The organism is Pseudomonas shirazensis (assembly GCF_050496565.1).
GTDB classification, from domain to species: Bacteria; Pseudomonadota; Gammaproteobacteria; order Pseudomonadales; family Pseudomonadaceae; genus Aquipseudomonas; species Aquipseudomonas shirazensis_A.
The window spans coordinates 45,161-66,832 of record NZ_JBNWAE010000016.1 but is presented as its reverse complement, the minus strand read 5'-3'; the positions used below and the strand labels follow the sequence as shown (position 1 = coordinate 66,832).

Annotated in this window: 18 protein-coding genes; 14 read left to right on the top strand and 4 right to left on the bottom strand. The window is 63.6% G+C overall.

The window, feature by feature from the left end; translation table 11 throughout:
- Positions 1-16: 16 nt before the first annotated feature.
- The 3 genes from ACQZ2L_RS20665 to ACQZ2L_RS20655 all read right to left on the bottom strand — a co-directional run bounded on the left by ACQZ2L_RS20665 (position 17) and on the right by ACQZ2L_RS20655 (position 2,208).
- On the bottom strand, positions 17-388 hold the full coding sequence (locus ACQZ2L_RS20665; protein ID WP_101316096.1) for a translation initiation factor Sui1: 372 nt from the start codon (positions 386-388) through the stop codon (positions 17-19).
- A gap of 198 nt (positions 389-586) precedes the next feature.
- Positions 587-1,138, bottom strand: a complete 552-nt coding sequence (locus ACQZ2L_RS20660) for an NUDIX hydrolase (RefSeq protein WP_430327630.1) — start codon at positions 1,136-1,138, stop codon at positions 587-589.
- A 2-nt stretch (positions 1,139-1,140) separates the two neighbouring features.
- Complete coding sequence (locus ACQZ2L_RS20655; RefSeq protein WP_430327629.1) at positions 1,141-2,208, bottom strand: DUF2333 family protein; 1,068 nt, start codon at positions 2,206-2,208, stop codon at positions 1,141-1,143.
- Positions 2,209-2,452: 244 nt separating this feature from the next.
- Here ACQZ2L_RS20655 and ACQZ2L_RS20650 point away from each other — a divergent pair, with 244 nt between their 5' ends.
- From ACQZ2L_RS20650 to ACQZ2L_RS20585, 14 genes are all read left to right on the top strand, one after another.
- Positions 2,453-3,790 (top strand): diguanylate cyclase, encoded by a 1,338-nt coding sequence (locus ACQZ2L_RS20650; protein WP_430327628.1) that lies wholly within the window; start codon positions 2,453-2,455, stop codon positions 3,788-3,790.
- 131 nt (positions 3,791-3,921) lie between these two features.
- Positions 3,922-5,883 (top strand): methyl-accepting chemotaxis protein, encoded by a 1,962-nt coding sequence (locus tag ACQZ2L_RS20645; RefSeq protein WP_430327627.1) that lies wholly within the window; start codon positions 3,922-3,924, stop codon positions 5,881-5,883.
- 74 nt (positions 5,884-5,957) lie between these two features.
- Positions 5,958-7,727: a protein-disulfide reductase DsbD gene (locus ACQZ2L_RS20640; protein ID WP_430327626.1), complete on the top strand. Its 1,770-nt coding sequence runs from the start codon at positions 5,958-5,960 to the stop codon at positions 7,725-7,727.
- 178 nt (positions 7,728-7,905) lie between these two features.
- Positions 7,906-8,358, top strand: coding sequence for a type II 3-dehydroquinate dehydratase (gene aroQ / locus ACQZ2L_RS20635; protein WP_103435907.1), 453 nt, complete (start codon positions 7,906-7,908; stop codon positions 8,356-8,358).
- Between the two features lie 100 nt (positions 8,359-8,458).
- Positions 8,459-8,917, top strand: coding sequence for an acetyl-CoA carboxylase biotin carboxyl carrier protein (gene accB / locus ACQZ2L_RS20630; RefSeq protein WP_430327625.1), 459 nt, complete (start codon positions 8,459-8,461; stop codon positions 8,915-8,917).
- Between the two features lie 17 nt (positions 8,918-8,934).
- Positions 8,935-10,290: an acetyl-CoA carboxylase biotin carboxylase subunit gene (accC, locus tag ACQZ2L_RS20625; RefSeq protein WP_430327624.1), complete on the top strand. Its 1,356-nt coding sequence runs from the start codon at positions 8,935-8,937 to the stop codon at positions 10,288-10,290.
- Positions 10,291-10,454: 164 nt separating this feature from the next.
- Positions 10,455-11,348, top strand: a complete 894-nt coding sequence (gene prmA / locus ACQZ2L_RS20620) for a 50S ribosomal protein L11 methyltransferase (protein WP_430327623.1) — start codon at positions 10,455-10,457, stop codon at positions 11,346-11,348.
- Between the two features lie 28 nt (positions 11,349-11,376).
- Positions 11,377-12,738: a DUF3426 domain-containing protein gene (locus ACQZ2L_RS20615; protein ID WP_430327622.1), complete on the top strand. Its 1,362-nt coding sequence runs from the start codon at positions 11,377-11,379 to the stop codon at positions 12,736-12,738.
- A 173-nt stretch (positions 12,739-12,911) separates the two neighbouring features.
- The gene (gene dusB, locus ACQZ2L_RS20610; protein ID WP_430327621.1) at positions 12,912-13,925 is read left to right on the top strand and encodes a tRNA dihydrouridine synthase DusB; all 1,014 of its coding nucleotides are present in this window, start codon (positions 12,912-12,914) and stop codon (positions 13,923-13,925) included.
- Complete coding sequence (gene fis, locus ACQZ2L_RS20605) at positions 13,922-14,242, top strand: DNA-binding transcriptional regulator Fis (RefSeq protein WP_101316071.1); 321 nt, start codon at positions 13,922-13,924, stop codon at positions 14,240-14,242. The genes dusB and fis overlap by 4 nt, the downstream gene beginning before the upstream one ends.
- Positions 14,243-14,321: 79 nt before the next feature.
- Positions 14,322-15,929, top strand: coding sequence for a bifunctional phosphoribosylaminoimidazolecarboxamide formyltransferase/IMP cyclohydrolase (purH, locus tag ACQZ2L_RS20600; protein WP_430327620.1), 1,608 nt, complete (start codon positions 14,322-14,324; stop codon positions 15,927-15,929).
- Between the two features lie 182 nt (positions 15,930-16,111).
- Positions 16,112-17,404, top strand: a complete 1,293-nt coding sequence (gene purD / locus ACQZ2L_RS20595) for a phosphoribosylamine--glycine ligase (RefSeq protein WP_430327619.1) — start codon at positions 16,112-16,114, stop codon at positions 17,402-17,404.
- A gap of 139 nt (positions 17,405-17,543) precedes the next feature.
- Entirely contained in the window at positions 17,544-20,321 is a 2,778-nt protein-coding gene (locus ACQZ2L_RS20590) for a response regulator (RefSeq protein WP_430327618.1), read from the top strand.
- An 81-nt stretch (positions 20,322-20,402) separates the two neighbouring features.
- Positions 20,403-20,999, top strand: a complete 597-nt coding sequence (locus ACQZ2L_RS20585; protein ID WP_314876463.1) for a MarC family protein — start codon at positions 20,403-20,405, stop codon at positions 20,997-20,999.
- On the opposite strand, the gene ACQZ2L_RS20580 is transcribed toward ACQZ2L_RS20585, so the two are convergent.
- Complete coding sequence (locus ACQZ2L_RS20580) at positions 20,977-21,651, bottom strand: hypothetical protein (protein ID WP_430327617.1); 675 nt, start codon at positions 21,649-21,651, stop codon at positions 20,977-20,979. The genes ACQZ2L_RS20585 and ACQZ2L_RS20580 overlap by 23 nt on opposite strands.
- Between the last annotated feature and the right edge of the window lie 21 nt (positions 21,652-21,672).

Sequence of the window (21,672 nt, the reverse complement as noted above, 5' to 3'; positions counted from 1 at the left end):
AAAATCGCCTGGTGATTCAACCACCGGACTTTTTCGCCTTGAAGCCTTGCTTGGTCAGCTCGGCCAGCAACAGCTCGACGTGGTCGCCCTGGATCTCGATAACGCCGTCTTTCAAGGCACCACCGGTGCCACAACGCCGTTTGAGGCTGGCGGCCAGCTCTTTCAAGGGTTCGAGCGCCAACGGCACCCCGCTGATGGTGGTCACCGTCTTGCCGCCGCGGCCTTTGCTTTCGCGGCGCACACGGGCAATACCGTCACCTTCGGGGATGGCTTGCTGCTTGCAGATACAGGCGTCCGCCGGCTGGCCACAGTCGGGGCAGTGCCGACCGGCATCGGTGGAATAAACGAGACCGCTCAAGGCGGAAAAGGAAGAAGCTTTCTTGGCCACTTTTGTTCCTCTTGCTGAGGACAAAAACTGGTCGATTCCGTTGCCTGGAGCCGACCGCGAAGCCCCACTCTGGCAGGGGCGGCGCTACTGACGCAAAAGCTGCGACAGCCCGAAAAGGGCGCGCAGTGTAACGATAATTGCGCCGCTTGCTAAGTACTGGATTGCGCCATTTTGCGCAGGTTTTACGACCTCGCGCAGCTACCTTGGCGCAGACTGGCTCAAGCCTGCCTGATAGCGCTGCAACGCAACCAGCGAATCCGGGCAGTAAGGCAAGCGCTGACGCTCGTCGTCGACCTGCGCCAGGCTGACGAAGCGCGCCTCGCTGACCTCCTCCGGCTGCAAGCGTAACGGCCCGTCCCAGACCGCCGAAAACACGCCGCACCAGAGCCGATTGCCTGGCTGGTCAAAATAGAACCGCTCATGAAAGCGCAGCTCGACACCGGACACCCCAAGTTCCTCGGCCAGCTCGCGGGCCGCTGACTCGGCATAGCTCTCGTCGGGCGCCACCATGCCGCCAGCGGCCACGTCCCAGTACCCCGGGTAGGCCGCCTTGCTCAGGGAGCGGCGGTTGATGCAGAGCAGGCCGGCACTGTTGAACAGCAGGATGAACGTGCAGCGGCCGATCAGCCCTGCCTCACGCAGTTGCGCCCGCGGCATGGCGCCGAGCAGTTGATCATGCTCGTCGACCCAGGCGATCAGTTCGAGGTCCGAGGCCGCCCGATGGGCAGCCTCGGCTGGGGTGATGGTCATCCTCAGCCTTGCGACAGCAGCTGACGCAGGTCAATCACCGCGGCGTTGGCCCGCGAGATGTAGTTGGCCATCACCAGCGAGTGGTTGGCCCACATGCCGAAGCCGCTACCGTTCAGCACCATTGGGCTCCACAGCGCTTCCTGCGAGGCTTCCAGCTCACGGATGATCTGGCGCACGCTGACCGTGGCGTTCTTCTTCGCCAGCACGTCGGCGAAGTCCACTTCAATGGCGCGCAGCAGGTGCGACAGCGCCCAGGCCTGACCGCGTGCTTCGTAGAAGACGTTGTCGATCTGCATCCAGGGTGTTTCTACCAGCTCTTCATCAAGCTGCGGCACCTGGCCAGCCACCACGGCTTCAGTCTTCAGGGTGCTGTTCAGCTTGACCCGGCCAACGCTGGCCGACAGCCGCTGCGACAACGAACCCAGACGGGTGGCAACATCACCCAGCCAGTTGTTCAGGTTATCGGCACGGGTATAGAAGATCGCGCCTTTGTCGCCCGCGGCCAGACGCGCCTGATAACGCTCGAGCGACTTGATGCCTTCAGAGAACTCGGACTCGCTCGAAGGCAGAATCCAGCTCTTGTTGTCGAAGTTGAAGCGCGGCTCAGCCTTGGCCAGGTCGGCGTCTTCGGTCGACTGCGACTGCGAACGGGCGAAGTCCTTGCGCAGTGCCCGCGACAGGTCGCGCACCTGCACCAGCACGCCATATTCCCAGCTCGGCATGTTGTCCATCCACAGCCCAGGCGGGAAGCGGTCGTTGGAAATGTATCCACCCGGTTTGTCGAGCAGAGTGGCGGCAACGGTTTTCAGGGTCTCGACGGTGGTATAGCCAATGACCATCTTCTGCCCGCTGCGCTCGGCGCTGGCCTGGGCATTCTGCTGCACCGGGAACAGATCAGGCTCCTGGCTCCAGTACCAGCCAAGGCCGATACAGACCAGCAGGTACAACCCGATCACAACCCCAAGAGCGCGGCTCCAGAGGCCGCCAAAGTAGCTACGAGCTGAGCGCCGACGGGATTCGCTACGCTCACGAGGCTCGGCAGTGGCCTCACGGTTTTTCCAGTCCAGCATGGCATTGTCCTTAATCAGTCACGACGGTTCAGAGCTTGGACCTCAGGCTACGGCCAGGGTGCCACGGCAAGCCCACATCGACCCACTATAAAGCAGACACCGGCTTGCGCATAAGCGACCGGGCGGTCAGCAACTGAATAACAGGACCAGACGCAATGTTGACCTGGTACACGCGCAGCTTGCGGAAGTGGTGCTAGCATACAGCCATCATCGAAGCTGCATTCCCCATAACAAGTAGTCAGCCATGATCCAGTCACCACAGCCCAGCCACGAGCGGCCCAAGCGCAGCAGCGATCATGTCGACGACGTGCCGCTGCCGCCATTGCGCAAACCGGTGTATATCCTGCTGCAGGATCACGACCGCGCCGAACGCCTGGCGCAGCAGCTGGAATTCTTTGGCCTGGGGGTGCACGCACTGGCCACTGCCGAGGCGTTTTGCGCGGCGATGCGCGAGCGCTTGCCGGCGGCGATAGTCATGGACGTCGACTTCAGCGGCCCGGGCTGTGGCCTGCAGCTGGCGGCGCAGGCCCAGCTGGGGATGGATCAGCCTGTGCCGCTGCTGTTCTTCAGCCTGCACGAAACCGACACGCCGACGCGCCTGGCCGCAGTGCGCGCCGGTGGTCAGGCGTTCATGACCGGTACGCTGGAAGCATCGAGCCTGCTGGAAAAGGTCGAGATGCTGACCAACGCCACTCAGTACGACCCGTTTCGGGTACTGATCATCGACGACTCGCGCACCCAGGCACTGCATACCGAGCGCGTCCTCAACAGCGCCGGGATGATCACCCGCAGCCTGACCGAGCCGATCCGCGCCATGGCCGAGCTGGCTGACTTCCAGCCCGACCTGATCATCCTCGACCTCTATATGCCCGACTGCACCGGGCCGGAGCTGGCCAAGGTGATCCGCCACAACGACCGCTATGTCAGCGTGCCGATCATCTATCTGTCGGCCGAAGACGACCTGAACAAGCAGCTCGATGCCATGAGCGAAGGCGGTGATGATTTTCTGACCAAACCGGTGCGTTCACGCCAGCTGCTGACCACAGTACGCAACCGCGCCGTGCGCGCGCGTCATCTCAAGGCGAGGATGGTCCGCGACAGCCTGACCGGCCTTTACAACCACACGCATATCCTGCAACTGCTGGAAGACTGCAGCTTCCGCGCCCGCCGCGAACAGCAGCCGCTGAGCTTTGCCATGCTCGACATCGACCACTTCAAGAAGATCAACGACCGCCACGGCCATCCCATGGGCGACCGGGTGATCAAAAGCCTGGCGTTGTTCCTCAAACAACGCCTGCGCAAGACCGATTACATCGGCCGTTACGGCGGTGAGGAATTCGCCATCGTGCTGCCCAACACGCCGCTGAGCGCGGCCTACAAGGTGCTCGACGAGATCCGCCGGCGCTTTGCCGAGATCATCTATCCGGCCCAACCCCACGACCTGCACTGCACCTTCAGCGCCGGCGTGGTGCAACTGGATCAGCAGCATGATGCGCTGAGCATGGCCAGTGCCGCCGACGAAGCGCTGTACCGAGCCAAGCATGCCGGGCGCAACTGCGTGGTGCGGGTAGACCCCGCGTAAACGGCGCCAGGCCCGATCAAGGCAAAAGGCCACAATTCTCCAGCGCAGCACCCTGCCCCGTCATCACCACGTCATGAAACCGCAATAACTTCAGGCACCTCCCTCTGTCCACGCTGCCGGAAGCCTGCGCCATGCGCCTGAAGTGGTTGACCAATTTCAACACCCTGTTGCTCGTTGCCGTGTGCATCGCCCTGGGCGCCACCCTGTGGTGGTCACAGCGTGCGCTGGAGCGCCCCTATCAGCTGATGGAACGCTACCTGGGCCTGTCGCAGCAGTTTCAGAACCGTGTCGAGCGCGACACCCAGGCCTACCTGGTCAGCGGCGATGCTGTGCGCCACGCCGCCGCCGTGCAGGGCAATCAGCAGGTGCAGGCGGCGCTTGCTGACTGGCCGGCAGCCCTGGCCGAGCAACTGCGCCCAAGCCTCGCCGAGTTGCAGGCATTTACCGGTAACCAGCTGCTGGCAGCCGGCAAGCTGGCGGGTGATCCGCAAGCGTTGCTGCTGCAGGCCGAGCGTGAACTGGGCGGCACTCTCGAACAGCTGGCTAGCTACGCTCAAGGCAGTACCAGCGAGCAGGCCCAGCGCTACCTGGCGCCCTTGCTGGACGCAGCGGTGCATTTGGGCCGCTTGTCGCTGGCCCGTGACAAGCTGGTCAGCAGTGGCCGCGCCGAGCTGGCCGAAGAAGTCGAGCGTGAACTGCAGCTGGTACGTGTTCAGGCCGAGCAGATTGCGGCGCGGCCACTGCTGGGCGTGACCCGCGCGGCCGAGTCCGGCGCTGACGACTTCGCCGCGCTGATGGGCCTGCAAAGCCAGGCCGGCGAGCAGCGCGAAGATGTCGCCGTGGCCCTCAAACGCGATCTGCAGAGCCTGCTCAGCCGCTATCCCGCCGAACTACAGCGCACCCGCGAGCAGATCGAGCAGCGCGCCACTCTGGCCAACAGCACCCGCGAGCGGCTCTATGCGGTGCAGCACGCGATTGCCGGGCTGGAGCCGCAAGTGCGCGCCCAGCATGCCAGCATCGCCGCCGAGGTACGCATCATTCAGGGCGTGATGATCGCCTCGATTCTGCTCATCGCGCTGCTCATCGACACCCTCCAGCGGCGCTTGGCAAGCACCCTTGGCAGCCTTGCGCCGGCGCTGTCGCGCTGGGCCGAAGGCGATTTCGCCCAGCCCATCGCGCTGGGCAAGACCAACCGCGAGCTGCACGACATCGAAGATTCGCTCAACCACCTGCGCCAGTATCTGGTGCAACTGGTGGCGACCTTGCGCGCCAACGCCGAACAGGTCGCCGGCAGCAGTCATGCCCTGGCCGGCATGAGCAGCGGTCTGCACCACGGCGCCGAACGCCAGGCCGGTGACACGGCGCAGATCCGCGATGCCCTGGGCGAGCTGGAAGCGACCATTCAGCAAGTGGCAGACGATGCCAGCGCTGCGGCCCAGGCCAGTCGCGCTGCCGGCAGTGCCGTCGAGCACGGTCAGCGGGTGATCGGCCAGAGCCTGTCCGGGCTGCGTACCTTGGTTGATGAAGTCCAGGGCAACGCGCAGATGATCGAACAACTGGCGCAGGAGTCGGCGACCATCGGCGGTGTGCTCACGGTGATTCGCTCGATTGCCGAGCAGACCAACCTGCTTGCGCTCAACGCCGCGATCGAAGCAGCCCGCGCCGGCGAGATGGGCCGTGGTTTTGCCGTGGTCGCCGATGAAGTACGTTCGCTGGCGCAGCGCACCACCGGCGCTACCGGCGAAATCCAGGCACTGATCGACCGCCTGCAACTGGCCGCGCGCGACTCGGTGAATGGCATGCGCACCCAGCTCGAGCATGCCGAGGCCACTGCCAGCCAGGCGCAGACGGCAGATGGTGCGCTGGATGAAATCGTCACGGCAATCCGCACCATCGCCGACACCGCCGGGCGTATCGCCGATGTAACGGCGCAACAAACCGGCGCCGTGAGCGACATCCGCGACCACAGCGAACGCATTCACCTTTTGGGCGAGGCCAACCTGCAGCGCATCGGCGAAGGCCGTGAACAAGGCGAGCAATTGCTCAAGCTGGGCGGTGAGCTGAACACTGCAGTGGCTGCATTCCGCCTCTGAGCAGGCCCGGCGGGCGCCCCCAATGCCCGCCAAGTCCGCTATCATGCGCCCACGTTCGACCTCGCGAGTCCGCCATGCGCCGCCTGTTTTTCCTGCTGTTTCTGCTGCTGGCCAGCCCGGCTTTCGCCGCTGGCCTGCTCGACAACCGCCCCAGTGCCACCCTCGGTGCCTCTGCCCTGAGTAACAACAGCGACTTTTTGCCGGTGCATGAAGCGTTCAAGTTGAGCCTGGTCAGCAGTGATGCGCAGAACATCACCCTGCGTTTCGTCGCCAGCGACGGTTACTACCTCTATCGCCACCGCTTCCAGTTCCGCAGCGAGCCTGCCGATGTGGCCCTGGGCACGGCGCAGATTCCGCCCGGCGAGGCGAAGCACGACGAGTTTTTCGGTGACGTCGAGGTGTACCACGGCGTGCTCGATATCGTCGTCCCGCGACCTGCCGCTGACAGCCGCGGCTTTACCCTGCTGGTGGGCTACCAGGGCTGCGCCGACAAGGGCCTGTGCTATCCGCCGGAAACCGCACGGATTGCCATCGATGCGGTTGGTGCAACCAGCTCGCCAGGCAGCGCGCCCGGCTGGGACTGGCAGGCGTTGCTGCTGTTCTTCCTCGCCGGTGTCGGCCTGACCTTCACCCCCTGCGTGCTGCCGATGCTGCCAATCCTGTCGGGTGTGGTCTTGCGCGGTCAGGTCGGCGGCTGGCGTGGTTTCAGCCTGTCGCTGGCCTATGTGCTGCCGATGGCGGTGTGCTTCGCCACCCTCGGCGCGCTGATGGGCGTGTTTGGCGCGGGGCTGAACCTGCAGGCGCGGCTGCAATCGGCCTGGGTACTGGTGCCGTTTGCGCTGTTCTTCGTGCTGTTTGCCCTGGCCATGTTCGGCCTGTTCGAGCTGAAGCTGCCGCAAGCCCTGAGCAATCGCCTGGACCGCGTGGCCAATCGCACCCAGGGCGGCTCGCTGCTCGGTGCAGCGGTGCTCGGCGTGCTCTCCAGCCTGCTGGTTTCACCCTGCGTATCGGCGCCGCTGGCCGGCGCCCTGCTGTACATCAGCGCCAGTGGCGACGCCTTGGGCGGTGCGCTGAAACTGTTCGCCCTGGGCCTGGGCATGGGCGCCCCATTGCTGCTGATCGGCACCGGCGGCGCGGCCTGGCTGCCGAAGAGCGGACCGTGGCTGAACACCGTCAAGAATGCCATCGGCGTGCTGTTGCTGGGCCTGGCCATCGGCCTGCTCAGCCGAGTTTTGCCGGGGCCGCTGACCTTGCTCTTGATCGGTTTGCTGGCGGCGGGCGTGGCGCTATTCCTCGGCGCCCTGGAGCTGGTGGTGAAAACGCCACGCGAGCGCCTCGCGCAATTGGCCGGCCTGGCCTTGCTGGTGTACGCCCTGGCGTGCTGGTACGGCGCCCTCAGCGGCCAGGGTGACCCACTGCGGCCACTGCCCAGCGCTGCTCCAGCCGCTGCTGCAGGCGCAGTCAGCGCCGACGCCTGGCAGACCATCACCACCCCGGCGGCGCTTGACGCCGCCCTGGCTGAAGCCTCGGCCACCGGCCAGCCGGTGCTGCTCGACTGGTACGCCGACTGGTGCATCAGCTGCAAGGTGATCGAACATGAGGTGCTCAGCGCTCCACAGGTGCAGGCGCAGTTGGGCGCCTTCAAGCTGCTGCGTTTCGATATCACCGAAAGCAATGCCGAGCAGCGCAGCCTGCTCGACCGCTATCGCCTGTTCGGCCCGCCGGCACTGCTGTTCTTTGCCGCAAACGGCAGCGAAATGAGCAGCGATCGTGTGGTTGGCGAAATAAACGCCGGCGATTTCGCGCAGATCCTCACCCGCGTGCGCGGCCAACTCGGGCTATAACTTCCTGCTGACTGCGCTGCTCGCCGCCTGCGGTGACCAAATTTAAACATCTGGTCACATACTTTGCGCGAATCTCGGGCAACGTGCTGGCTATTGCCGGGAACTGGACACACCTACTCGCTTTGCGGCATAGTCGCCGCGCATGTCGTATTGCCCTACAAGACCAAGGAACCCGCAGATGGCTACCCTACTGGTGCTGCACGGCCCCAACCTCAACCTGCTCGGTACCCGCGAGCCGGGTCATTACGGTGCCGCCACCCTCGCCCAGATCAACCAGGATCTGGAGCAGCGTGCCCGTGCCGCAGGCCACCATCTGCAGTACCTGCAGAGCAATGCCGAGTATGAGCTGATCGATCGGATTCACGCCGCGCGCAACGAAGGCGTCGATTTCATCCTGATCAATCCGGCTGCTTTCACCCACACCAGCGTCGCATTACGTGACGCATTGCTGGCGGTGAGCATCCCATTCATCGAAGTGCACCTGTCCAACGTGCACAAGCGTGAACCGTTCCGGCATCACTCCTACTTCTCCGATGTTGCGGTAGGGGTGATCTGCGGTCTCGGCGCCAGCGGTTATCGGCTGGCCCTGGAGGCCGCTCTGGAACAGCTGGCTGCAAGCGCACAGCCCTGATGAAACAAGGCCTTGGCCCCTCTGGGCCGAGGTCATAGAGAAACGTTTTCGACACGTTTTCAACTTACGTCCCCGACCGAACCTTGGGAGTTGCTGATTAATGGATATCCGTAAAGTCAAAAAGCTGATCGAACTGCTGGAAGAGTCCGGCATCGACGAACTGGAGATCAAGGAAGGCGAAGAGTCCGTTCGCATCAGCCGTCACAGCAAGACCCCAGCTGCTCAGCAGTACTTCGCGCCACAACCGATGGCTGCCGCTCCAGTAGCTGCGCCTGCTCCGGTTGCCGCTGCCGCCCCTGTTGCCGACGCCGCGCCAGTGCTCAAAGGCACCGTGGTCCGTTCGCCAATGGTCGGTACCTTCTACCGCAAGCCATCGCCGACCTCGCCAAACTTCGCTGAAGTCGGGCAGAGCATCAAGAAAGGCGACACCCTGTGCATCGTCGAAGCGATGAAGATGATGAACCACATCGAAGCCGAAATCGGCGGTGTCATCGACGCCATCCTGGTGGAAGACGGTCAGCCGGTTGAATTCGACCAGCCGCTGTTCACCGTCGTTTGATCCTCGGAGAGCCAACGATGTCTGCGAAGCTGGAAAAAGTCCTGATCGCCAACCGTGGCGAAATCGCCCTGCGTATCCTGCGGGCCTGCAAAGAGCTCGGCATCAAGACCGTCGCTGTGCATTCCACGGCTGACCGTGAGCTGATGCACCTGGGTCTGGCGGACGAATCGGTCTGCATCGGCCCTGCGTCGTCCAAGGATTCCTACCTGCACATCCCGGCGATCATCGCTGCCGCCGAAGTGACCGGCGCTACCGCCATCCACCCAGGCTACGGCTTCCTCGCCGAGAACGCCGACTTCGCCGAGCAGGTCGAGAAGTCCGGCTTTGCCTTCATCGGCCCGAAAGCCGCCACCATTCGCCTGATGGGCGACAAGGTCTCGGCCAAGGCAGCCATGATCGAAGCTGGCGTACCGACCGTACCCGGCTCTGACGGCCCACTGCCGGAAGATGAAGAAGAAGCCCTGCGCATCGGCCGTGAAGTCGGCTACCCGGTGATCATCAAAGCCGCTGGCGGCGGCGGTGGTCGCGGCATGCGCGTGGTGCACAAGGAAGAAGACCTGATCGCGTCGGCCAAGCTGACCCGTACCGAAGCCGGCGCTGCGTTCGGCAACCCGATGGTCTACCTGGAGAAGTTCCTGACCAACCCACGTCACGTGGAAGTCCAGGTACTGTCCGATGGCCAGGGCCAGGCGGTTCACCTCGGCGACCGTGACTGCTCGCTGCAGCGCCGCCACCAGAAGGTTCTCGAAGAAGCGCCGGCTCCGGGCATCGACGAGCAAGCGCGTCAGGAAGTCTTCGCCCGCTGCGTCAAGGCGTGCATCGACATCGGTTACCGTGGTGCCGGCACGTTCGAGTTCCTTTACGAAAACGGCCGCTTCTACTTCATCGAAATGAACACCCGTGTTCAGGTCGAGCACCCGGTTTCGGAGATGGTCACGGGTATCGACATCGTCAAGGAGATGCTCAGCATCGCCGCTGGCAACAAGCTGTCGTTCACCCAGGATGACGTGGTGATCCGCGGCCACTCGCTGGAATGCCGGATCAACGCTGAAGACCCGCGCAAGTTCATCCCGAGCCCAGGCACCGTCAAGCACTTCCATGCCCCAGGCGGCAATGGCGTGCGGGTCGATTCGCACCTGTACAGCGGCTATTCGGTTCCGCCGAACTATGACTCGCTGATCGGCAAGCTGATCACCTACGGCAAGGATCGCGACGAAGCCATGGCGCGCATGCGCAATGCCCTTGACGAGATCGTGGTCGACGGTATCAAGACCAACATCCCGCTGCACCGCGACCTGGTGCGTGATGAAGGTTTCTGCAAAGGTGGCGTCAACATCCATTACCTCGAGCACAAACTGGCCAACCAGGATTGATCTTGAAGTGATGCGCTGAAAAACCCCGGCCCTGTGCCGGGGTTTTTTATTGCCGCTCGCGCCTCGCTTGCCTCGCCACGCGCACAAACCGCACACACTGAAGTAAACTGCCCTACTTCGCGCAGCCCAGTCGCTGCCCCCACAGATTTTTTAAGGTGCCCGCCATGCCCTGGCTGCAAGTACGTCTGGCCATCAGCCCGGAACAAGCCGAAACCTACGAAGATGCCCTGCTCGAAGTAGGCGCTGTCTCGGTAACCTTCATGGACGCCGAAGACCAGCCGATCTTCGAGCCGGACCTCAACACCACGCCGCTGTGGTCGCACACCCACCTGCTGGCCCTGTTCGAAGCCGACGCCGAGCCTGAGCAGGTGTTCGCTCACCTGCGCCTGCTGACCAACGCCGAGCTGCCCGAGCATCAGGCCGAAGTCATCGAAGACCAGGACTGGGAACGCAGCTGGATGGACAACTTCCAGCCCATGCGTTTTGGCCAGCGTTTGTGGATCGTGCCAAGCTGGCACGCAGCCCCTGAGCCGGAAGCGGTCAACCTGCTGCTCGACCCGGGCCTGGCGTTCGGCACCGGCACTCACCCGACCACTGCGCTGTGCCTGGAGTGGCTCGACGGCCAGCAGCTGACTGACGTGCAAGTACTGGACTTCGGCTGTGGCTCGGGCATCCTGGCTATCGCTGCGCTGCTGCTGGGCGCCCGTGAAGCGGTCGGTACCGATATCGATGTACAGGCGCTGGAAGCTTCGCGCGACAACGCCGGGCGCAACGGGATCGAAGCCGAGCGCTTCCCGCTGTACTTGCCTGAGGACATGCCGGCGATGAAGGCCGACGTGCTGGTGGCCAACATTCTGGCAGGCCCATTGGTCTCGCTGGCGCCGCAGTTGTCGGGCCTGGTACGACCGGGCGGCCTGCTGGCGTTGTCGGGGATCCTCGCCGAGCAGGGTGAAGAAGTCGCCGCCGCCTATGCTGCAGACTTTGACCTGGACCCGATCGTCGTCCGCGACGGCTGGGTTCGCATCAGTGGCCGCCGTCGCTCGGCAGGCCTGAAATAATTACCTGCACAGCCACCCGGATCGCCGCATGACCGACAGTTTCGTCACCCAGTGCCCGCATTGCCAGACCAGCTTTCGCGTCACGCATCATCAATTGAGCGTGGCCCGCGGGGTGGTTCGCTGCGGCCAGTGCCTGCAAGTGTTCAACGCCGCCAAGCAGCTGCTCGAGCAAAACCGCGCAGCCACTGCCGAGGCCGCGCCTGCGCAGCCGGAGCTGGCTACCCCGGTCGAAGCGCCAGCGCCTGCCGGGCCGGCGCCGAGCCAGGACGACTGGCAGGCCAGCGCTCAGGCCTTTGATGAAATCGACCTGGACCAGGCGCTGGCCAATCTGGAGCGGCGCGATCAGGCCAGCGAAGGCCAGAGCGAGGCGCGCAGCGATGCCCTGCAGGCACTGCGCGAGGTGCATGACCCGGACGAAGACGTCGACCGCCCGTTCGGCAACGCCACCGATGAGCCGCTGAGCGAGCCTTCGCCGCTGGTGCTGGAGCCGCCGCTGATCGAGACCGAAGCGCTTGAACAAGAGCCGCTTGAGCAGGAGGCCCTTAAGCACGAGCCATCGCCCCGGGAGCGCACCGAGCCACGCATTGACCTGGTGCTTGACCCGGACGATCAACCCAGCCGCCAGCAGCCCACGCTGGGCGCGCCGTTGACCGCAGCCGAGGCGCTGAGCCGCGAATCCCTGGCCGCCGACGACGACCAGGACACTGTGGTAAGCGGCCTGTCGGCGCTCGATGACGGCCGCCGCAAGGAAAACCTGTCAGCGCTGGACGCCCACGACGATGAACTCGAGCAGCCGCTCGATGAGCGCATCGAACCGGGCCTGAACAGCCGCGCCAACCGGCGCAAGGAGCCACTGATCGATGTGGTCGACGACCCGCTCCAGCTGGACTGGCAAAAACCCCAGGTCAACTGGGGCAAGCGCTTGCTGTGGGGCACCCTGACCCTGCTGGCGGCCGGCTTGCTGGCGTTCCAGTACGTGTGGTTCCACTTCGATGAAATGGCCCGTCAGGACCAATACCGGCCGTGGTTCCAGCAGCTCTGCCCGACGCTTGGCTGCAAGGTGCCGACCCGGGTCGACATTGCCCGGATCAAGAGCAGCAACCTGGTGGTGCGCAGCCATCCGGACTTCAAGGGCGCTCTGATCGTCGACGCGATCATCTACAACCGCGCGCCGTTCGCTCAGCCGTTCCCATTACTCGAGCTGCGCTTTGCCGACCTCAACGGCCAGTCGATTGCCAGTCGTCGCTTCAAACCCAGCGAGTACCTCTCCGGTGAACTGGCCGGGCGCGGCGAAATGCCCAGCCAGACGCCTATCCATATCGCCCTGGACATCCTCGATCCGGGCCCCAAGGCCGTCAACTACAGCCTGAGCTTCCGCTCGCCGGAATGACAAATGCCTGCAGACGCCGGTTTACCGGCGCCTGCAGCTTGTCCAGAACTGCGAGGCATAAGGCCGCAGCTGTTCAGATTTTATCCAAATTGACCTTTATCCAGTCATCCAGAGCGGGTATTATGCCCACCCTTTTTGACCTCAATGATCCGGCCCCACAACAGGGAACACCTATGTCGGCGGTACGCATCGGCCCATATACGCTTCGCAACAACCTGATCCTTGCGCCCATGGCCGGGGTTACGGACCAGCCTTTCCGCACGCTTTGCCAGCGCCTTGGCGCAGGCATGGTGGTGTCGGAGATGGTCAGCAGCGACATGAGTCTGTGGGACAGCCGCAAGTCACGTCTGCGCCGCATCCATGAAGGTGATCCCGAGCCGCGCTCGGTACAGATCGCCGGGGGTGACGCGCAGATGATGGCGGCGGCGGCCCGAGCCAATGTCGAGGCCGGTGCGCAGATCATCGACATCAACATGGGTTGCCCGGCAAAAAAAGTCTGCAACAAAGCTGCAGGCTCTGCTTTATTGAGAGATGAAGTGCTGGTCAGCGAGATCCTCGATGCCGTTATTGGCGCTGTGGATGTCCCGGTGACCCTGAAGATTCGTACCGGCTGGGACCGGTCGAGCAAGAACGGCCTGAACGTGGCAAAAATTGCCGAACAGGCCGGCATCCAGGCGCTTGCGGTGCATGGCCGCACACGCGCCGACCTGTACACCGGTGAAGCCGAGTACGACACCATTGCTGCGATCAAGCAGGCAGTGTCGATCCCGGTCTTTGCCAATGGCGATATCACCTCGCCAGATAAAGCCCGGGCGGTGCTGCATGCCACCGGTGCCGACGGCCTGCTGATTGGCCGTGCGGCCCAAGGCCGGCCGTGGATCTTCCGCGAGATCGAGCATTACCTGCAGACCGGCGAATACCTGCCGGCACCAGGGCTGGACGAAGTTGAACGCATTTTGCTGGAGCACCTGGCTGCGCTGCATGCCTTCTACGGCGATGTAATGGGCGTACGTATCGCCCGCAAGCACGTTGGCTGGTACCTGGCAACCCGACCCGGCGGCAAGGAGTTCCGCTCCCGGTTCAACGCTTTGGATGAGACACACGCGCAATGCGCCAACGTTCGCGAGTTTTTCTCCGAATGCCGACAGAGCCTTGAAACAAAGGACGAACAAGGGGTGGCCGCATGACGATGATGACCGAGACTTTAGTGAGTGGAACAACGCCCGTGAGCGACAACGCCAACCTCAAGCAGCACCTGAACACGCCGAGCGAGGAGGGCCAGACCCTGCGCGACAGCGTCGAGAAGGCGCTGCACAACTACTTCGCCCACCTCGAAGGCGCCTCCGTCACGGACGTGTACAACCTGGTGCTCTCGGAGGTCGAGGCGCCGCTGCTCGAAAGTGTGATGAATTACGTCAAGGGCAACCAGACCAAAGCCAGCGAGATGCTCGGACTCAACCGAGGCACCCTGCGCAAGAAGCTCAAGCAGTACGATTTGCTCTAAGGCCAGAATCCCAATCAGAAAAGGCGGCTCCCGCAGGAGGCGCCTTTTTTGCTGACTCCACCGCGTTATGGAATCCGAAATGACCGACCAGACTACCCGCCTGCCGATCCGCCGCGCCCTGATCAGCGTCTCCGACAAGACCGGGATCCTCGAATTCGCTCGCGAGCTGCAACAGCTCGGCGTCGAGATCCTGTCCACCGGTGGCACCTACAAGCTGCTCAAGGACAATGGCGTCGACGCGGTGGAAGTGGCCGACTACACCGGCTTCGCTGAAATGATGGACGGCCGGGTGAAGACCCTGCATCCAAAAATCCACGGCGGTATCCTCGGTCGTCGCGGTACCGACGACGCGATCATGAACGAGCACGGCATCAAGCCGATCGACCTGGTGGCTGTCAACCTGTACCCGTTCGAAGCCACCATCGCCAAGCCTGGCTGCGACCTGCCGACCGCGATCGAGAACATCGATATCGGCGGCCCGACCATGGTTCGCTCGGCCGCCAAGAACCACAAGGACGTGGCCATCGTGGTCAACGCCGGTGACTACGGCCAAGTCCTCGAAAGCCTCAAGGCCGGTGGCCTGACCTACGCCCAGCGCTTCGACCTGATGCTCAAGGCGTTCGAGCACACCGCCGCCTACGACGGCATGATCGCCAACTACATGGGCACCGTGAACCAGGCTGCCGAGACCCTCAGCACAGAAGGCCGCAGCCTGTTCCCGCGCACTTTCAACAGCCAGTTCGTCAAAGCCCAGGAAATGCGCTACGGCGAGAACCCGCACCAGAATGCGGCGTTCTACGTTGAAGCGAACAAGGGCGAAGCGAGCATCTCTACCGCCACCCAGCTGCAGGGCAAAGAGCTGTCGTTCAACAACGTGGCCGACACCGATGCCGCCCTCGAGTGCGTCAAGAGCTTCGTCAAGCCGGCCTGTGTGATCGTCAAGCACGCCAACCCGTGCGGCGTTGCCGTGGTTCCGGAAAACGAAGGCGGCATTCGTCAGGCCTACGAGCTGGCCTACGCCACCGACACCGAGTCGGCCTTCGGCGGCATCATCGCCTTCAACCGCGAGCTGGACGGCGAGACCGCCAAGGCCATCGTCGAGCGCCAGTTCGTTGAAGTGATCATCGCACCGAAGATCTCCCAGGCTGCCCGTGACGTCGTAGCCGCCAAGCACAACGTGCGTCTGCTCGAGTGCGGCGAGTGGCCAGCCGAGCGCAGCGCTGGCTGGGACTTCAAGCGGGTCAACGGTGGCCTGCTGGTGCAGAGCCGCGATATCGGCATGATTGGCGCCGACGACCTCAAGATCGTTACCCAGCGCGCACCGAGCGAGCAGGAAGTTCACGACCTGATCTTCGCCTGGAAAGTGGCCAAGTTCGTTAAGTCCAACGCTATCGTCTACGCCAAGCAGCGCCAGACCATCGGTGTCGGCGCTGGCCAGATGAGCCGCGTCAACTCGGCACGCATTGCTGCAATCAAAGCCGAGCATGCTGGCCTTCAGGTGCAAGGTGCGGTCATGGCCTCGGACGCGTTCTTCCCGTTCCGCGACGGTATCGACAACGCTGCCAAGGCCGGCATCACTGCAGTGATCCAGCCAGGTGGCTCGATGCGCGACGCTGAAGTGATCGCTGCAGCCGACGAAGCCGGCATCGCCATGGTATTCACCGGCATGCGCCACTTCCGCCACTAACATCAGCCGCCCCACCGCTCCCCGTAGGAGCGGCCTTGCGTCGCGAAAGGGTCGCGTAGCGGCCCCAAGATTTGTGCTGCAACGACAATTTTGGGGCCGCTCCGCGCCCCTTTCGCGACACAAGGCCGCTCCTACAGAGAAAAGCACGGGGTCGTCGCTAAACAGTTTTCGAGGTTTTAGACATGAAAGTTTTGATCATCGGCAACGGTGGCCGTGAACACGCCCTGGCCTGGAAAGTTGCCCAGGACCCACGCGTTGAAAAAGTCTTCGTCGCCCCAGGCAACGCTGGCACCGCCACCGAAGCCAAGTGCGAGAACGTCGACATCCAGGTGACCGCTCTGGAGCAACTGGCCGACTTCGCCGAACAGAACGTCGACCTGACCATCGTCGGCCCGGAGGCGCCACTGGTTGCCGGCGTCGTCGACCTGTTCCGCAGCCGCAAACTCGACTGCTTTGGCCCAACCAAGGGCGCAGCACAGCTGGAAGGCTCCAAGGCATTCACCAAGGACTTCCTGGCCCGTCACCAGATCCCTACCGCTGACTACCAGAACTTCACCGAAGTCGAGCCAGCTCTGGCCTACCTGCAAAAGGTCGGCGCGCCGATCGTGATCAAGGCCGACGGCCTTGCTGCGGGCAAAGGCGTGATCGTTGCCATGACCCTGCAGGAAGCCGAAGACGCCGTGCGCGACATGCTCGCCGGCAACGCCTTCGGTGATGCCGGTTCGCGGGTCGTCATCGAAGAGTTCCTCGATGGCGAAGAAGCCAGCTTCATCGTCATGGTCGACGGTGAAAACGTCCTGCCGATGGCCACCAGCCAGGACCACAAGCGCGTCGGCGACGGCGACAGCGGGCCGAACACCGGCGGCATGGGCGCCTACTCGCCAGCCCCGGTAGTGACCGCCGAGGTGCACCAGCGGGTCATGGACCAGGTGATCTGGCCGACCGTGCGCGGCATGGCCGCCGAAGGTAACGTCTACACCGGCTTCCTCTACGCCGGGCTGATGATCGACAAGGCCGGCAACCCCAAGGTAATCGAGTTCAACTGCCGCTTCGGCGACCCGGAAACCCAGCCAGTCATGCTGCGCCTGGAGTCGAGCCTGGTGCTGTTGATCGAAGCCGCCTTCGCCAAGGCCTTGAACAAGGTCGAAGCACAATGGGACCCACGGCCAAGCCTGGGTGTGGTGCTGGCTGCCGGCGGTTACCCGGCCGACTACGCCAAGGGCGCTGCCATTCATGGCCTCGACGCTGCGGCCAAGCTGGAAGGCAAGGTCTTCCACGCCGGCACCGCGCTGCAGAACGGCCAGGTCGTGACCAACGGCGGCCGCGTGCTGTGCGCCACGGCCCTGGGCAACACCGTTGCCCAGGCTCAGGAGCAGGCTTACCGCCTGGCCAGGGAAGTCAGCTGGGACGGTAGCTTCTACCGTACCGACATCGGCTACCGGGCAATTGCCCGCGAGCGTGGTGAAGCGCAGTAACAGCGCTCTGGCGAATGGCCGTGACACCCTTTGGTGCACGGCCTTCGGCTCGTCGACAGGATGCCGATGGGCCTTGCCTTCGCCTTCACCCGCCGCGCATAGTTGTGCTTCGGCACCCCCGCTAAGAAAGGATCTCGTCTTGCGTCGGCTTCGGATTGCCCTTGCCCTGTTCGTCAGCTTGCTGACCCTGCTCTGCCTGCTGCCGGCCTCGGCCGAGCAGAGTGACGGCTGGTCGCTGCTGCTCGATGAGCAGGCCAACCTGCAACTGAGCGACGTACGCTCCGAACGCTACCGCAACCAATTCAGTCCCCTCGAGCTCGACGAGCTGGAGGCTGCCGAGCCTGATCAAGCGCTCTGGCTGCATTACCGCCTGGAACCGGATGACCAGCAACGTCTGCTGCGCATCTTCGCTCCAGACCTGTCCCGCCTCGATCTCTACGTTCTTAACGGCGACAAGCTGCTGCGCCAGCGTCACCATGGCCCGCAGGCCAACACCGCCAGCGAGCCTACCCTGATCGGTAGTGACCACTTGCTGACGTTACCCAACAGCAGCCAGCCACTGGACGTGTACCTGCACCTGGTCTCGGAACACCAACTACGCCCGGCCATCAGTCTGTTGTCTGCCGCCCAAGCTGCGGGCGATCAACACTTGTTGCTGTTGTTCGGCCTGTTGTTCGGCGGCCTGGTCATGCTGATCCTGCACAACGTGATCCGCTTCCTCTACGTGCGCTCGAGCACCACCCTGATTCTTGCCCTTTACCACGGCCTGATGCTGCTCAGCGCGCTGATCCTGCTCAACCTCAGCGGTCCCTGGTGGCACGTCTGGCACAGTGCGCAAACGCCTGCCGCCTACCTGACCCTGGTCATGGCCGGGCTGGCCGGTCTGTACTTCACCCAGCACTTTTTCAGTGCCGGCAATTCGCCGCGGCTCAATCGGCTGTTGCAAGGCGAGATGCTGCTGGTTGGCGTCAGCAGCCTGATCCTGCTGTTCGTCGACACCCTGCCGCTCAACCTGATGACCTACGCCCTGCTCGCCCTTGGCAGCGCCAGCATGCTGCTGGTCAGCAGCTATCACTGGTACAAGGGCTACAGCCCGGCACGTTTGTTCGCGTTGGCGATGCTGGTGTACAACCTCGGCGGGCTGGTGTTGCTGCCAGCGTTGCTCGGACTGACCCGCACGCCGACGCCATGGTTGCTGTGCATTCTGATGGCACTGACGGTAAGCAGCGGCCTGCTGCTCAACCTGGCGGTGAGTGAGCGCCTGCGACGCATCAACGAGGACCGCTTCCGCGCCAGCCGCGCGCTGGCAGCCAGCGACGCCGAGCTCAACGCCAAGGCCGAGTTCCTGGCCAAGATCAGCCATGAAATCCGCACACCGATGAACGGCGTGCTGGGCATGACCGAGCTGTTGCTGGGCACACCGTTGTCAGTCAAGCAGCGCGACTACGTGCAGACTATCCACAGCGCCGGCAACGAGCTGCTGACCTTGATCAACGAGATCCTCGACATCTCCAAGCTGGAGTCGCGGCAGATCGAACTGGACGATGTGCAGTTCGACCTCAACGCCTTGATCGAAGACTGCCTGAATATCTTTCGGGCCAAGGCCGAACAGCGCAACATCGAGCTGATCAGCTTTACCCAACCGCAAGTCCCGCGGGTCATCAGCGGCGACCCGACGCGCTTGCGTCAGGCCCTTTCCAGCCTGCTGGAAAACGCCCTGAAAAATACCGAGCAGGGCGAAATCCTGCTGGTGGTGGCGCTGGATCAACGCGGCGAGCTGCCGCGCCTGCGCATTGCCGTGCAAGACAGCGGCAGCGCCATGCCACCGGCCGAGCGCGAAGCCTTGCTGCTGGCCGAGCTGCACAGCCATCAGTTTCTTTCCAGCAACAAGCTCGGCGGCCACCTGGGGCTGGTGATCGCCAAGCAATTGATTGGCCTGATGCAGGGCGAATTCGGCATCAAGAGCAGCAGCAACATGGGCAACACCCTGTGGTTGACCCTGCCGCTCGACCCGTCGCGTCTGGAGCAGCCACCGGCCGACCTGGACGGCCCGCTGCGCGACGCACGGGTATTGGTGGTCGACGATAACGACACCTGTCGCAAGGTCCTGGTGCAGCAATGCAGTGCCTGGGGCATGAATGTCAGTGCCGTGCCCTCGGGCAAGGAAGCGCTCGCCCTGCTGCGGACCAAGGCGCACCTGCGCGACTATTTCGACGCGGTCCTGCTCGACCAGAACATGCCCGGCATGACCGGCATGCAACTGGCCGCCAAGATCAAGGAAGACCCAAGCCTCAACCACGACATCCTGGTGGTGATGCTGACCGGCATCAGCAACGCCCCGAGCAAGGTCATCGCGCGCAACGCCGGGGTCAAACGCATCCTCGCCAAGCCGGTGGCCGGCTACACCTTGAAGACCACTCTGGCCGAAGAGCTGGCCCAGCGCGGGCGCGAGCAGGCTACGCCGCCGGCCGCGCTCGGCATGCCGCCGGCAACGCTGGAAGTGCCAGCCGACTTCCAGGTGCTGGTGGCCGAAGACAACAGCATTTCTACCAAGGTCATCCGCGGCATGCTCGGCAAACTCAACATCGAGCCTGATACCGCCAGCAATGGCGAGGAAGCGCTGCGGGCGATGAAAGCCCGGCGCTACGATCTGGTCCTGATGGATTGCGAGATGCCCGTGCTGGATGGCTTCTCGGCGACCGAACAACTGCGTGCCTGGGAAGCAGAGAGTCAGCGCCCGCGCACCCCGGTGGTGGCCCTGACCGCGCATATCCTCAGCGAGCACAAGGAGCGGGCCCGCCTGGCCGGCATGGACGGGCACATGGCCAAGCCGGTCGAGCTGTCGCAATTGCGCGAGCTGGTTCAGTACTGGGCCGGCCAGCGCGATGCACGCGCCGCTGCAGTAGACCCTTCCTGAATCGCGCCGGGCAAACCCTGCGCCCGGCGCCTGAGCTGCTGATACACTTGCCGCACCCTCCCCTTGCCACGGACCCTGGCCATGCTTCATGAGTTGTTCAGTGTTTACCTGAAGATGCTCGTGCTCTACAGCCCGTTCTTCGTGCTGTCCTGCTTCATCAGCCTGACCCGCGGTCACTCCAGCAAGGAGCGCAAGCAACTGGCCTGGCGTGTGGCGATCGCCGTGCTGATTGCCAGCGTACTGTTGTACCTGTTTGGCCGGGTCATCTTTGGCGTGTTCGGCATCACCGCCGACGCCTTCCGTATCGGCGCCGGCAGCGTGCTGTTCATCTCGGCGCTGGGCATGGCCCAAGGCAAGCCGGCAGTGCAAAGCGACAATGTGCAGCAGGATGTCACCATCGTGCCGCTGACCATCCCGCTGACCGTCGGCCCCGGCACCATCGGTGCGCTGCTGGTGATGGGGGTCAGCCAACCGCATTGGGATGACAAGCTGCTGGCCATCGTCAGTATCGCCCTGGCCAGCTTCACGGTCGGCCTGGTGCTCTACCTGTCCCACCGCATCGAGCGCATCCTCGGTGATCAGGGCCTGCAGATCGTCAGCCGCCTGATGGGTCTGTTCGTCTGCGCCCTGGCCGCGCAGATCATCTTTACCGGGATCAAGGGCTACCTGGTGCTGTGAGGTTCAGGTTACGCAGGAAGCTGGTGGCCTTGCCCTGCAACCGCGCCTGCACCCGCTGTTTGTGCTGATCGCGGAACAACCGCAGATTGAAGCGCACCAGTTGCAGGCGCGACTTGCTGTAGTCAATGTGCGCGACTACCGGGTTGTACAGCAAGGTGCGCGCATTCCACGTGCGGTCGACGACGGTCTCCATGTGGTACAGCACCATATCGAAGTAGTCGCCTGAATGGCGCACGCAGGGCATGAACTGCAGGTGCGCCTGCGTGCCATGGCGCATCGATACATCAAACAGGTCCAGTGCCTGGGGCTCGCGTGCGAGGGCATCGAGCGCATTACCGGTGGCCGCAGCGAGCGCCGCCGAGCCGTACTGCTTGATCTGCGCCAGCGCATTCAGTTTGACCCCGACCCGGTCCGGACCAGGCAGAGCCACACCCGGCGGCGGCGCTGCATCCCAACCGAGAAAGCTCAACTTGCGCCGATAATTGGCGAACCAGTCGGGTACCAGACCCTCGGCGTACTCCTCCCGTGCAGTCACCTGGGCGAACAGATTGCCGAGCAGAATATCTTCGCGATCCGCCGCACTCACTCCCGGCAGAAACACGGCCAGACTGCCAGCCACCACAGTGGCCTGCACATCGCTGACATTAGTCATGCTGATCTCCTTGATCAAAGC